Source organism: Larkinella fluvii, from assembly GCF_051857545.1.
GTDB lineage: Bacteria > Bacteroidota > Bacteroidia > Cytophagales > Spirosomataceae > Larkinella.
Genome location: NZ_JBPZHB010000006.1, coordinates 546,554 through 560,525, shown reverse-complemented (window position 1 = coordinate 560,525; position 13,972 = coordinate 546,554). Strand labels below are relative to the sequence as shown.

The window sequence follows — 13,972 nt, the reverse complement described above, 5'->3', positions numbered from 1 at the left end:
ATGTGGATAAGTCGCTCTGTTTTAGCTTTTTTGTAGAAAAGGGGTATTGGATGGGGTCAGACTACTTGATTGTCAGAGACTTATGTTTGGGTGTACAAATGGCGGTTTTGTCTCGAAACAAGCACTCTGGAGAGCCTTGCGCTGGTGTCGATCAGCCTTCTTTTTGACCGTTTTCTACCGCCAGCAAGCTGGCCGAAGACGCATCCAGATAGAGCGAACAAGCGGGGTGGGAGCGTAGAATACTGGCCGGAAAAAGCGGACTGATGGGTTGTTCCAGCGTGTCTTTGGTCGCCTGGGCTTTTCGCGCATCCGGAACCGAGCAGATAATGTGCCGCGATTTCATGATTTGCCGAACTGACATGCTAATAGCCTGAGCAGGAACGTCTTCCAGCGACGGAAACCAGCCCTCGTTGAACTGCTGACGTCGGCAGGCCGTGTCGAGATCGACGATCAGATACGGTTCTTCCGTCTCAAAATCGGCCGGGGGATCGTTGAAGGCCAGGTGCCCGTTTTCGCCAATGCCGACCAGGGCGACGTCGATGGGATGCAAACGGATGAAGTCACCCAAATGCCGGATTTCTTCCTGCGGGTCAATTTCACCGTTGATCAGATAGCTGGCTTTTATGGGCGAAACCTTGTCCAGAAACCGTTCCTGCAAGTATTTGCGAAAACTGGCTGGGTGGGAAATCGGCAGACCGATGTACTCATCCAGGTGGAACATCACCACGCGGCTCCAGTCAATGTCTTCCCGAATCAATTGGGCGAGCGTTGCGAACTGGCTGGTTCCGGTTCCCAGAATGATATTTGCCTGCCCCCGGTCGGCAATGGCCTGGCGGATGATATCAGCTGTCTTTTTTCCCGCAAGGGTGCCAAGCTCTTCGCTGGTTTTTGAAATCAGAATGTTCATGAATACGATGGAATACGGTTTTTGGGTTTAAGAAAAGTCAGTTTGAAGGGCGTCATTACCTCCGGTCTACAGACCTTTGATGCCGGTGGTGCCGCCCGTGGTCAGGCTGATGTCGACCGGTTTATTGGTTTTCCAGGAACCGCCGGTGAAATCCGGCACGTCGATGGAGTTGGACCGATGGGCGACCGACCATTCGCTGAGCGGCCCGATGCTGCTCCACAACGCGGCATCGTAGACATCCTGATCGAGCGGCAAGCCGTTGCGCAGGCAATCGATGAGTCGCCAGTCCATCAGAAAATCCATGCCGCCGTGGCCGCCGACCTGTTTGGCCAGTTCGCCCACGCGCTTGACGATTTCCGGCTGGTATTTCTTTTCCAGCTCCTGATAGGCGGTTTCCGACAACCATTCATGGCCCGTCGAAATCCGGCCCGGCAGGGGATATTTCTGGGCAGTGGCTTTCGTTCCGCTGACGAGGTGAAGCCGGGAATACGGCCGGGGTGAACTGACGTCGTGCTGCAGCATGATGGTTCGGCCTTTTTTGGTCCGAATGGTGGTCGTGTTCATGTTACCCCGAAATGATTTGCCTTGAAATTGCTTAAAATCAGCATCCTGTGCCGCCAGTTCGTTGATCTTTTTACTGATCATAAAATCCTGACTGGACATCGCCACCAGGTAATCCATCTGATCACCCCGGTTGATGTCGAGCACCTGCGCAATGGGGCCTAAACCGTGCGTCGGATACAGATTGCCGTTGCGCTGGTTTTCTTTCAGCCGCCAGAGGTCATAGCGTTTGCTTTTGTCGAAAAAGGAGTCGAAAATGTCGTGAATATATGCGCCTTCCACGTGAACCAGTTCCCCGAAAAAGCCCTGCCGCGCCATGTTCAGCGTAAGGAGTTCGAAGAAATCGTAGCAGCAGTTTTCCAGCATCATGCAGTGCCGCTTGGTTCGTTCGGAGGTTTCCACCAGTTTCCAGCAGTCGTCGACCGTCGTGGCAATGGGAATTTCACAGGCTACGTGTTTGCCCTGTTCCATCGCGTACAACGCCATCGGCGTGTGCAGATTCCAGGGTGTGCAGATGTAAATCAGGTCAATGTCTTTCCGGTCGCAGAGGGTTTTCCAGCTATCGGCTTTCCCGCTGTAATAGGTAGGGCGGTGGGCGGTTTTTTCCAGCGACTTCCGGGCCTGCTCGACGCGTTCCGGACGAATGTCACACACCGCCTGAACGACTACGTTTTCCAGGTGAACGATGCGCTGCAACGCCCCGGCGCCCCGGTTGCCAACGCCAATGTAACCGATCCGAACCGTATCGATTTTGGGAGCGCTATAGCCACACATGTTAAACGTCTGCTTGGGTGGGCGCGGGGCCTGGGTCACGGTCGGCAAACCGTAGCTGAACGGCGCGGTGGTGAGTCCGGCGCCGGCCAATCCGGTCAGTTTTAAAAAATCCCGGCGTTTCTTGTTCATGGGTATCAGGGTCTAGCGGAATCAGTCAGGAATCGAAGTAAGTAGAATTCGTTGGCGGAATCAATTAATTTGCCGGATAAAGTAGCGAGAACGTTACCGAAAACCACTGATGCGACGCCATTACATTACCATCAAGGACATTGCCCGGGAATTAGCCATTTCGGTGTCGACGGTTTCGCGCGCTTTGCGGGATGCGTACGATGTCAATCCGAAAACGCGGGAGAAGGTTCTGGCGAAGGCGATGGAACTAAATTATAAGCCCAACTTCAACGCGATTGGGCTGGTGCAGAGCCAGTCGCACCACATTGGCGTGTTAATGCCCGCCATCACCAATTATTATTTTTCGACGGTGTTTACCGGGATCGAGCAGGTGGCCAACGCCAACGGCTACAACCTGATTGTCTTTATTACCAACGATTCGGCAGAACGCGAGCAGGCGATTCTCCAGGATCTTTCCCTGAGCAGCCTGGACGGTTTGTTGGTGTCGGTATCGTCTCAGGCCGATTCGTATGCGCATTTTGAAGAATTGATCCGAAACGGAATTCCGGTGGTGTTTTTTGACCGGGTTGCCGATGCGGTTTTGACTTCCAAAGTGATGCAGGACGATTACCACGGGGCCTACGCAGCCACACAGCATTTGATCGATCAGGGCTATCGGCGAATTGCGCACCTTGCCGGTCCCGCTGGATTGACGTTTACCCAAAAACGCCAGAAAGGCTATGAAGATGCGTTGACAAACAGCGGGTTACAGGTTCGGTCCGACTGGGTTATTCACTCCGGTTTTTCGCAGGAATGCGGTTTTGAAGATGTGGCCCGATTATGGACTTTAGCTGAAAAACCGGATGCCTTATTTGCGGTCAACGACCGGAAAGCGATTGGTGCCATGCTGGCGTTGAAAGAACGCAACGTTCAGATTGGAAAAGAGGTGGGGGTTATTGGTTTTACCAACGATCCGATGTCGCAGATTATATCCCCAACTTTGACCACCGTGGCCGAACCGGCTTTCGAGATCGGCAAACTCAGTTGTGAATTGTTGTTGAAACACATGACCCGGAAAAACGTCGAAGCTCAGGAGGTGATTTTACCGGCCCGGCTGATCGTCCGGGAATCGACCCGGCGTTGAATCTTTGCTCAGGAAACCTGTAAAACTAGCTTCCCGAACTGCTTACCCGCTTCCATTTTCCGGAGCGCCTGTTCGGCATCCGCCAAGAGAAACACCTCATCCAGCACGGGAACCAACTGATTTTCTTCGACAAACCGGGTCATGTCGGCAAATTCGGAGTCAGTACCCATTGTCGTACCGTAGATGTTCAGTTGTTTGAAGAAAACTTTGGAGGGAGCCACATCGGTGATGTTGCCGGTTGTACCGCCGTAGAAAACAATCCGTCCGCCCGGCGCTGCCACATCCACCAGCTTGGCGAACCCTGGCCCGGCGGCACTGTCGACGATGACGTCGAAATAACCGCCTTTGCCGCCCCCGGTTTTGGCCATCAGCGTTTTCGCCCAGTCCGCATCGCGGTAAAGCACTCCGCCGGTGGCACCCAAATCCAGTGCCCGTTGCAGCTTTTCTTCCGAACCGGACGTCACCCAGACTTCCGCACCAAGGGCGACCGCGAATTGCAAAGCTGTCAGGGCGACTCCTCCGCCGATGCCCGTTATGAGAACCCGCTCCGGGCGACGGGGTTGCAGGGTAGCGCGGGTCATCAAAGCGCGCCAGGCGGTCAAACCCGCCAGGGGGAGGGCGGCTGCCTGTTCGAAGGTGAGATGGGCCGGTTTCCGATGCAGGTAGTGGGCTTCAATTTTCAGATACTCGGCGTAAGTACCGTTGTCGGGCATGCCCAGAATTCTAAAATCCGGGCCGTAAAAATGAGGATTCGGCCCCCAGTTCAGGGCGGGGTTGATGATGACCTCCTGCGATTGCCAGGCCGGATCGACACCCTCGCCGGTTTCAATGACGATGCCGGCCCCATCGGAGCCCAGAATGACCGGCAATTGCATTTTGGGATACAAACCGTGTTGAATAAACACATCCCGGTGATTGATGGCCGCAGCTTTGATCTGGACGATCACCTCACCCGGTCCGGCAACGGGCGTCTCAACATCAACGTATTGCGCCGGTTGGTGAAGCGTAGTTTGAATGATGGCTTTCATAGAGATGAATTCAAAATCGCATTCCGAACACTTCCATAGTTTGCCAGCAATTCCTCGGCGCGTTCCCGCGTCACGCCCGTTTCGCTCATCACCATGTTGGCGGCCCGGATTTTCAGTTTGTGATTCGTCAGTTGCATGTCGACCATTTTGTTGCCTTTCACCCGGCCCAGTTGAATCATCACCGAGGTCGAAATCATGTTGAGCACCAGTTTCTGCGCTGTTCCCGATTTCATGCGCGTGCTGCCCGTCACAAATTCCGGCCCGACTACTACTTCGACCGGGAATTCGGCGGCCTGGGCCACCGCCGATCCGGGGTTGCAAACGACACAACCCGTCAAAATACCGGCTGCGCGGGCCTGCTGCAAACCGCCGATCACGTAAGGCGTCCGGCCTGATGCGGCAATGCCAATGAGGGTGTCGAGCGAGTCGATGTGGTAAGGTGCCAGATCTTTCCAGGCCTGTTCGGAATCGTCTTCGGCGTTTTCGACGGCACTGCGAATGGCGCGGTCGCCACCGGCAATCAGACCGACGACCAGATCGGGCGAAACCCCGTAGGTGGGTGGACACTCCGACGCGTCGACAATGCCCAGTCGGCCGCTCGTTCCGGCCCCAATATAGAACAACCGCCCGCCTTCTTTCATCCGTTTGACGATCTGTGTCACGAGGGCTTCAATTTGCGGAATGGCTTTCTCAACCGCCAACGGAACGGTTTTATCTTCGGCGTTGATGTTGGTCAGCAGTTCCTGCACTGACATTTGCTCCAGGTGATCGTAGTGGGATGCGTTTTCGGTAATCATCGTATAGTTCTATTTTATGTCTATCAAAAGTACAATCAATTCTATAGTATCTACGCATAGTGAAAAAAAATGCTAAAAAATCCGTCAAAAAGTCTTGCGTATTTCATTTCATTTTTTTTCCTTTGACTCAAATTACGCTTTCAGCGAATTTTCGCTAATTGAAATTATGACTACTATAGCCCCCGACAAAACCCAGCTAAACCGGTACAGTGCCACCCTGACGCAGGAAGTCAGTAACCCGGCTGCGCAGGCCATGCTTTACGGCATCGGTCTGACGGAAGATGACATGAAAAAACCCCAGATCGGCATTGCCAGCGCCGGTTACGACGGCAATCCGTGCAACATTCATTTGAATGGTCTGGCGGCTTATGTGAAAAAAGGCGTCAATGAAAGTGGGTTAGTCGGGTTGGTATTCAATACGATTGGTGTTTCCGACGGCATGACCAACGGCAATGACGGCATGTCTTATTCACTGCCTTCCCGCGACCTGATCGCTGATTCAATTGAAACGGTGGTTCATGCGCAATGGTATGACGGGGTGATTGCGGTGGTCGGTTGCGACAAAAATATGCCCGGTGCGCTGATGGCCGTCGGTCGGATCAACCGCCCCGCCATTCTGGTCTATGGCGGCACGATTCGGTCGGGCAGCTACAAAGGTCAAAAGCTGGACATTGTGTCGGCGTTTGAAGCCTACGGAAAAAAAGTTGCCAACAACATCAGCGAAGAAGATTACAAAGGCGTTATCCAGAATTCCATTCCCGGCGCGGGAGCCTGCGGGGGCATGTATACGGCCAATACGATGGCGTCGTCGATGGAAGCCCTGGGTTTGAGTCTGCCCAACAGTTCATCCTATCCGGCCACGCACGAAGGCAAGCAGGAAGAGTGCCGCAAAATCGGAGCGGCCATGATGAACCTGCTGGAAAAGAACATCACGCCCCGCGAAATCATGACCAAAAAGGCGTTTGAAAACGCGATGACGGTGGTGATGGCCCTTGGCGGTTCGACCAATGCGGTTTTGCATTATATCGCGATTGCCAAATCCGTCGGGGTTTCGCTGACGCTGAAAGATATTCAGGACATCAGCGACCGGACGCCGTATCTGGGTGATCTGAAACCGAGTGGTAAATACTACATGGAAGATGTGCTGGCGATCGGCGGGGTTCCGGCGGTGATGAAGTACCTCTACAACGCGGGGTATCTCCACGGTGACTGCATGACGGTGACGGGTAAAACCATCGCCGAAAACCTGGTAGACGCCCCGGATCTGAACTTCGAAACCCAGCAAATCATTCGTCCGTTCTCCAATCCAATCAAGAAAACCGGTCACATCCAGATTCTGTACGGAAACCTGGCCACGCAGGGCGCCGTTGCTAAAATTACCGGTAAAGAAGGCGAACGGTTTGAAGGCATCGCCAAAGTGTGCGACCGGGAAGAGCAGTTGCTGGAGTTTATCCAGAAACGGGAAATTGAAGAAGGTCACGTGGTGGTCATTCGCTACGAAGGCCCGAAAGGTGGGCCCGGTATGCCCGAAATGTTGAAACCAACGTCGGCCATTATGGGTCTGGGCTTGGGCGATAAAGTGGCTTTAATTACCGACGGACGGTTTTCGGGCGGAACCCACGGGTTTGTGGTGGGTCACATTACGCCCGAAGCGCAGGACGGCGGCAACATTGCCCTGGTGCAGGATGGTGACAAAATCACGATCGACGCCGTCAATAATGTCATTCACATGCACGTTTCGGACGAAGAACTGGCCGAGCGCCGGGCCAACTGGACCGTTCCGCCGATGGAAGCAGCCGCTTCACACGGTGTGCTGCGGAAATACGTGAAGTTGGTCAGTTCGGCGAGTGAAGGGTGTGTGACGGATGAATAACAACGAATAGAAATCAACAAATAGTCGTGCTAACCGACTGAATATAAACAGACAATACGATGAATACGACGGTCATTGAATTAACGGCAGAAAAACCGCAACCGGCTGTTCCGTCTGCTAAATTGCTAAAACCCCTGACGGGTGCCGAAGCACTCATGCAGGCGTTGGTGGAAGAGGGTGTAGAAACCATCTTCGGCTATCCGGGTGGTGCCATTATGCCGGTGTACGATGCGCTGTACGATTATCAGGACCGGTTGAACCACATTCTGGTGCGGCACGAACAGGGGGCTGCCCATGCCGCCGAAGGCTATGCCCGGGTGACGGGCCGGGCCGGCGTTTGTCTGGTCACTTCGGGGCCGGGTGCGACCAACCTGGTAACCGGCATCGCCGATGCGCTGATCGATTCGACGCCGATGGTTTGTCTGGTAGGGCAGGTGGCGATGAAACTGTTGGGAACGGACGCTTTTCAGGAAACCGATGTCATTGGCGTTACCATGCCGATTACGAAGTGGAATTACCAGATCACCAGTGCCGACGAAATTCCGGAAATTATTGCCAAAGCCTTTTACCTCGCCCAGTCGGGCCGTCCGGGGCCGGTGGTGATCGATATTACGAAGAATGCGCAGGTGGAACTGATGACCAAGTCTTTCCACTACAAAAAGTGTGAGCGAGTAAGCACCTACCGCCCACGGTTGATACCGAAACAGGACCAGGTCGAAAAAGCCGCCGAACTGATCAACAAGGCCAAAAAACCGTATATGCTCGTTGGGCATGGGGTGCTGATTTCCAAAGCCGAAAAAGAACTGCTCGCATTTGTTGAAAAAACCGGTATTCCGGTGGCCACCACCTTGCTGGGTCAGTCGGCGCTTTCGGACGATCATCCCTTGTATACCGGCTGGCTGGGCATGCACGGCAACTACGGTTCCAACGTGATGACCAACCAGTGCGATCTGCTGATTGGCATTGGCATGCGGTTCGATGATCGCGTAACGGGCAACGCCGAACTGTTTGCCCGGCAGGCCAAAGTGGTTCATATTGAGATTGATCCAGCCGAAATCGACAAAGTCATCAAGGCCGATGCACCGGTGATTGGCGATGTGAAGGAGGTGCTGAACCGCCTGATGCCGCTGGTGAACGAAAACGACCATACGGCCTGGCGCAACGAGTTTCGGAAGTATGATGACATTGAAGAAGAGAAGGTTACGCAGCCCGCACTGGCTCCGACGACCGAAAAAATAAAGATGGCGGAAGCCATTAACCTGCTGTCGAAAAAGACGAATGGCGAAGCCGTGATGGTGGCCGACGTGGGTCAGCACCAGATGATGACGTCTGCGTACTATGAATTCAAAAAACCGCACAGTCTGGTTACCTCCGGCGGTTTGGGAACGATGGGATTTGCACTTCCGGCGGCTTTTGGCGCTAAGGTGGGCGATCCGAGCCGCGAGGTGATTGCCATTATTGGCGACGGCTGTTTCCAGATGACGCTTCAGGAGCTGGGTACGATTGCGCAGAATAAACTTCCGGTGAAAATTATCATCCTGAATAACAATTATTTAGGAATGGTACGTCAGTGGCAGCAATTGTTTTTCGAACGCCGGTATTCATTCGTGGAATTGCAGAATCCGGATTTCATCACGATTGCGAAAGGCTTCGGCATTGTGGGGCATACGTGCGCCAAACGGGAAGATTTGTCGGCATCGCTCGATACGCTGCTGGCCTCCGAAACGCCGTATTTGCTGGAAATCATTGTCGAGCAGGAGGAAAACGTATTCCCGATGGTTCCCGCCGGGACGAGTGTCGCCGACATTCGGCTGGAATGAAGTATCGTTTGAGGTTTAAAGTTTAAGGTTTAACGTCACGCGCTTAAACCTGACGTTAAACCTTAAACCTTAAACTTTAAACGAAATATGAATACATACACCATTTGCATATTCACCGAAAACACGATTGGTCTCCTCAACCGGATCACCATCATCTTTACCCGTCGGCGGATTAACATTGAAAGTCTGACGGTTTCGGAAACGGAACGGATGGGCGTTTCGCGCTTTACCATCGTGATCAAGCACGATTCGCGGGAAGCGGTTGAAAAACTGGTCCGCCAGATTCGGAAAATCATCGAAGTGATGGCGGTTTTCGGATACCTGAACGACGAAATCGTGTCGAACGAAATCGCTCTATTCAAGATTGCCACGCCACTAGGGTCCAAACCACTGGACATCGAATACATCAACAAGAATTTCAATGCCTGGGTGGTGTATTGGCAACTGGATTACGTCGTGATTGAAAAAACCGGTTCGGAAAAGCAGATTTTTGAATTTTTCAGTTACATCAAGCCCCACGGTATTCTGGAGTTCGTGCGGTCGGGCCGGGTGGCGGTTGGTAAAACCGAAAAGGGACTGGTCGAGTATTTGCCTGAATATGAGTGGGAATATTATTTGTAGAAATGCGATATTTGCGGCCGAATTAATGCACGTTCATGCAGCAGCAACCACCCTCTTTAGCGGCACCAATTTATCAGCTTGAGCAACGGCTTTCTGTTTTTTTCGATAACCGGTTTTGGAAACTACGACTGGTAAGCCTGGCTCTTTTGATTTCGATGGGTAGTCTGTTACTGCTGAACAGCATCTTTATCGACCGCGGTTTTCGGTATTTATACGAAGAAATACGACGTCCGGGGCTATTGGATGGGTTTTTCTGGGACGACATCATCCGGCAAAGCGGGCATCTGTTCGAACCCAATACGTATGAACCGGGAACACACGAAGCGAATCAGACCTTTCGGCTGACGATTCCACTGCTGGTGCATTTTTTCCGGCTGGGCGTTGCCAAGCTGTATCTGTTGCAAGTTGTGCTGGGGTTGGTTTTTCTGTGGGCGGTAACCGGAATCGTTTATAAAATTTTGCAGGATAAAGTCCTGACGTTTTATTTCCTGACGGGCTTTACGGCGATTTATGCCGGGATCGCGTTTTTTATCAATTATTTTGGCCACGGCGACGGGTATGTGTTCTGTTTCATGGCTTTGGCCGTGTATTTCCGGAATCCGTTGCTGGTCATTTTGTTCACGCAGCTAGCGTTCTGGTGCGACGAACGGGCGTTGATCAACTCGTCGTACATCGGTTTGTGGTATGCCTTGCCAGTATTGAAAACCGTGGTTCAAACCCGGAAGTTTGACATTCGGCAGATTCCAGCGCCATTGGTGGCGCTGGTGGTTAGTGTGGTCATTTACGGTAGTATTCGCAAATGGCTGGAACTGACCTACGGCATGAAAATCGGCCACGATGCGTCCTGGTCGGCCCGCACGCTGGCCTGGAGCATGAGTTACGTGGGCGACAAGATGGCGCGGGGGCTGGAAGGCATGTGGCTCATTTTGCTGGTGGCGTTCTGGGCGTTGGCCGTTCGGCGGCAGTGGCTGGAACTGGTGTTGCTCGGAGGAGCCTGGCTGCTGACGATGGTCGTAGCGGTTTTGGTGGCCGACGGAACGCGGTCGCTGTCGTTTGGCTTCATGGCGTTCTTTTTCGCGCTGGCCATTCTGAACCGGTATCTGACCCGCAGTCAGTTGCGGGTGGTGTTGCTGAGCAGTGCCGCGATTTCGCTGATGTATTCAATTAGTTTTCCATAAAGCAGTAATCAATTTTAATTTAAAATAAACCAGTCAAGCAATGGCAAAAATTAACTTCGGCGGAGTTGAAGAAGAAGTCGTAACCCGCGAAGAATTTCCTCTTGAAAAAGCCAGAGAATTCCTCAAAGACGAAGTCATCGCCGTCATCGGTTACGGTGTTCAGGGTCCGGGTCAGTCGCTGAACATGCGCGACAATGGTTTCAATGTAATCGTTGGCCAACGGAAAGGTAAAACCTACGACAAAGCCGTGCGTGATGGCTGGGTGCCGGGCGAAACCTTGTTTGAAATCGAAGAAGCCCTCGAAAAAGGGACTATTATCTGCTTTTTGCTATCGGATGCCGCTCAGATCGAGCTTTGGCCGACTGTTAAAAAATACCTGACTGCCGGCAAAGCCCTGTATTTCTCGCACGGTTTCGGCGTTACCTACAAAGACCAGACCGGTATTGTTCCTCCCGATGATGTCGATGTATTCCTGGTGGCACCGAAAGGCTCCGGAACGTCGCTGCGCCGGATGTTCGTTGAAGGCAAGGGCTTGAACTCCAGCTTCGCCATTTATCAGGATGCCAGCGGCAAAGCCCGCCAACGGGCCATCGCCATGGGCATCGGCGTGGGTTCCGGTTACCTGTTCGAAACGAATTTCTATAAAGAAGTAACGTCTGATTTGACCGGCGAACGCGGGACACTAATGGGCGCCATTCAGGGGATTTTTGCCGCTCAGTACGACGTATTGCGCGCCAACGGTCACTCTCCATCCGAAGCGTTCAACGAAACGGTGGAAGAACTGACGCAGTCGCTGATGCCGCTTGTGGCCGAAAACGGTATGGACTGGATGTATGCCAACTGCTCGACCACGGCCCAACGCGGTGCGCTCGACTGGTGGAAACCGTTCCGGGATGCCACCAAGCCGGTTTTTGAACAACTGTACAATTCCGTGAAAGCGGGTGAGCAGGCGAACATCTCGATCACCCGCAACTCGCAGTCTGATTACCGCGAAAAGCTGGAAGAAGAACTGAAAGAATTGCGCGAGTCGGAAATGTGGCGTGCTGGTACGGCCGTTCGCAGTCTGCGTCCGGAGAGAAACTAAATTTAAGGATTTTGGGGCCGGTCTACTTTTTTGCGGTTGAAATGCAGGGGAAGTATTCTCCCTTTGTTGCGTACCTTTACGACCTGGTTTCAAACCGCAAAAAAGCGGCCCGACCCAAACTCTTAAATTACCGGAAAACCGGTCTTAACTTATGGTAACGTGGTAGAAGCGGAGAAAACAATCACCTTTCCGGACGTAGACAACATCTATCTGGCGGCTGAGCGGTTGCGGGGTGTCATCGCACACACGCCTTTGCAGGAAAATCTGAATCTGTCTGATAAATACGGGGCTACCATTTTCCTGAAACGGGAAGATTTGCAGGTCGTACGGTCTTATAAGATTCGGGGAGCGTACAACAAAATGGCCAGTTTGCCCGCCGAATCGCTGGCAAAAGGCGTGGTTTGTGCCAGTGCCGGTAATCACGCGCAGGGGCTGGCGTACGCCTGTCGTAAGATGGCCGTCAAGGGGATTATTTTCATGCCCACCACCACGCCCAATCAGAAAGTCAAACAGGTCAAGCTGTTCGGAAAAGAGTTTGTCGAGGTGGTGTTGATTGGTGACACCTACGACGATGCCTACCATGCCGCGATGGAATACGTCGATACGCACGAGAGCATTTTCGTGCATCCATTCGACGATCTGCAGGTCATGGAAGGGCAGGGAACCGTTGGTCTGGAAATTTTCAAGGATTCCAATTTCAAAATCGACTACCTGCTGATGGCCATTGGCGGGGGCGGACTGGCGTCCGGCGTATCGACGGTTTTTCGGCAGTTGAGTCCGAGAACCAAACTGATTGGCGTCGAGCCGCTGGGGGCGCCCTCCATGAAAGTATCAATCGACGCCGGGCATATTGTCGCCCTGGACGAAATTGACAAATTTGTCGATGGGGCTGCCGTCAAACGTCCGGGCAACACGACCTTTGAAATATGCCGTCAAAACCTCGACCAGGTTATTCTGATACCGGAAGGCAAGGTTTGCACCACGATTCTGCAACTTTACAACGAAGATGCCATTGTGGCCGAACCCGCCGGTGCGTTGACGATTGCGGCTCTGGATTTCCTGAAAGATGAAATCAAGGGTAAAAACGTCGTTTGCCTGGTCAGTGGTGGTAATAATGACATTACGCGTACTGAAGAAATCAAGGAGCGGTCGTTGCTGTACGAAGGCCTGAAGCATTACTTCATCATCCGGTTTCCACAGCGGGCCGGGGCAATGCGCGAGTTTCTGGATGGTGTTCTGGGCGAAACCGACGACATTACGTTGTTTGAATATTCCAAGAAAACCAACCGCGAGCGTGGTCCGGCTTTGGTCGGTATCGAGTTAAAAAGCAAAGCAGATTTTGAACCCTTGCGAAAACGCATGCAGGATGCCAAAATCCAGTTTGAGTATTTGAACGACAAACCGGATTTGTTTGAGTTTTTGATTTGAGTAGTATGGATGCAGTACAGAATAAAGAACAGGTTTTTGCTTTGATTCAGTCTCATAAGGCTGCAATCAGGCAATTTGGAGCTGCTAGACTCGGCTTGTTCGGATCGTTTGTACGTAATCAACAGCGGGAAGATAGTGACATTGATTTCGTAGTTGAATTTCTGGAAGGACGAAAGAAATACAAAAACTATGTTCATCTGGCCTACTACCTAGAAAAATTGCTGAACCGCGACGTACAGTTAGTTACTTGGGAAGCAATGGCTCCTTTTGTTAAAAAAGAAGTTGAAAATGAGATTGAATATGCCCTCAACGATTGAATTTATCCGGCATATTCAGCAGGAATTACAATATATAATTGACGAAACTTCAGGTATAAAGTTTGAAGATTTCGTTACCGATGTTCGTTTAAACAAAGCCATTGTAAGAAGTCTTGAAATTATTGGCGAAGCCAGCAAACGAGTTCCTGACGAAATACGATACCGCTATAATGAACTTGATTGGAAAGGTTTTGCAGGATTACGTGACGTGTTAATACATCAATATTGGGGAATCGACTACCAATTGGTTTGGGATGCTGCTACAGATGATGTCCCGGTTGCCAAAGTATGGATTGATCTAATTATTGAGCTTGAAAAGGACTTACTATAGC

At 52.2% G+C, this 13,972-nt stretch carries 13 protein-coding genes; 9 read left to right on the top strand and 4 right to left on the bottom strand.

The genetic code is table 11. From position 1 onward, the window contains the following. Positions 1-151: 151 nt before the first annotated feature. Together ACS5NO_RS18675 and ACS5NO_RS18670 are read right to left on the bottom strand one after the other, a co-directional pair. Complete coding sequence (locus ACS5NO_RS18675; RefSeq protein ID WP_439416555.1) at positions 152-907, bottom strand: glucosamine-6-phosphate deaminase; 756 nt, start codon at positions 905-907, stop codon at positions 152-154. A 66-nt stretch (positions 908-973) separates the two neighbouring features. Further along, entirely contained in the window at positions 974-2,371 is a 1,398-nt protein-coding gene (locus ACS5NO_RS18670; protein ID WP_150877729.1) for a Gfo/Idh/MocA family protein, read from the bottom strand. 109 nt (positions 2,372-2,480) lie between these two features. Here ACS5NO_RS18670 and ACS5NO_RS18665 point away from each other — a divergent pair, with 109 nt between their 5' ends. Next, on the top strand, positions 2,481-3,494 hold the full coding sequence (locus tag ACS5NO_RS18665; RefSeq protein ID WP_439416554.1) for a LacI family DNA-binding transcriptional regulator: 1,014 nt from the start codon (positions 2,481-2,483) through the stop codon (positions 3,492-3,494). A gap of 8 nt (positions 3,495-3,502) precedes the next feature. Here the strand turns inward: ACS5NO_RS18665 and ACS5NO_RS18660 are convergent, their stop codons facing one another. Then, positions 3,503-4,522 (bottom strand): quinone oxidoreductase family protein, encoded by a 1,020-nt coding sequence (locus tag ACS5NO_RS18660; protein WP_439416553.1) that lies wholly within the window; start codon positions 4,520-4,522, stop codon positions 3,503-3,505. Beyond that, complete coding sequence (gene murQ, locus ACS5NO_RS18655) at positions 4,519-5,319, bottom strand: N-acetylmuramic acid 6-phosphate etherase (RefSeq protein WP_150877733.1); 801 nt, start codon at positions 5,317-5,319, stop codon at positions 4,519-4,521. Before murQ ends, ACS5NO_RS18660 begins: the two co-directional genes overlap by 4 nt. Before the next feature lie 166 nt (positions 5,320-5,485). On the opposite strand from murQ, the gene ilvD reads away from it, so the two are divergent. From ilvD to ACS5NO_RS18615, 8 genes are all read left to right on the top strand, one after another. Continuing rightward, positions 5,486-7,192 (top strand): dihydroxy-acid dehydratase, encoded by a 1,707-nt coding sequence (gene ilvD / locus ACS5NO_RS18650; protein ID WP_150877735.1) that lies wholly within the window; start codon positions 5,486-5,488, stop codon positions 7,190-7,192. 59 nt (positions 7,193-7,251) lie between these two features. Then, complete coding sequence (gene ilvB, locus ACS5NO_RS18645; protein WP_150877737.1) at positions 7,252-9,012, top strand: biosynthetic-type acetolactate synthase large subunit; 1,761 nt, start codon at positions 7,252-7,254, stop codon at positions 9,010-9,012. 87 nt (positions 9,013-9,099) lie between these two features. After that, positions 9,100-9,633 (top strand): acetolactate synthase small subunit, encoded by a 534-nt coding sequence (gene ilvN / locus ACS5NO_RS18640; RefSeq protein WP_114407724.1) that lies wholly within the window; start codon positions 9,100-9,102, stop codon positions 9,631-9,633. Positions 9,634-9,668: 35 nt separating this feature from the next. Further along, the gene (locus ACS5NO_RS18635) at positions 9,669-10,811 is read left to right on the top strand and encodes a hypothetical protein (protein ID WP_439416552.1); all 1,143 of its coding nucleotides are present in this window, start codon (positions 9,669-9,671) and stop codon (positions 10,809-10,811) included. Between the two features lie 40 nt (positions 10,812-10,851). Continuing rightward, positions 10,852-11,895 (top strand): ketol-acid reductoisomerase, encoded by a 1,044-nt coding sequence (gene ilvC, locus ACS5NO_RS18630; RefSeq protein ID WP_138994824.1) that lies wholly within the window; start codon positions 10,852-10,854, stop codon positions 11,893-11,895. 159 nt (positions 11,896-12,054) lie between these two features. Next, a complete protein-coding gene (ilvA, locus tag ACS5NO_RS18625) occupies positions 12,055-13,323 on the top strand; it encodes a threonine ammonia-lyase IlvA (RefSeq protein ID WP_439416551.1) in 1,269 nt (422 codons plus the stop codon). 5 nt (positions 13,324-13,328) lie between these two features. Continuing rightward, positions 13,329-13,640, top strand: coding sequence for a nucleotidyltransferase family protein (locus ACS5NO_RS18620; protein ID WP_150877743.1), 312 nt, complete (start codon positions 13,329-13,331; stop codon positions 13,638-13,640). Next, positions 13,624-13,971 carry a HepT-like ribonuclease domain-containing protein gene (locus ACS5NO_RS18615; RefSeq protein WP_439416550.1) on the top strand — a complete coding sequence of 116 codons (348 nt, stop codon included), beginning with the start codon at positions 13,624-13,626 and terminating at the stop codon, positions 13,969-13,971. The genes ACS5NO_RS18620 and ACS5NO_RS18615 overlap by 17 nt, the downstream gene beginning before the upstream one ends. Position 13,972 lies beyond the last annotated feature (1 nt).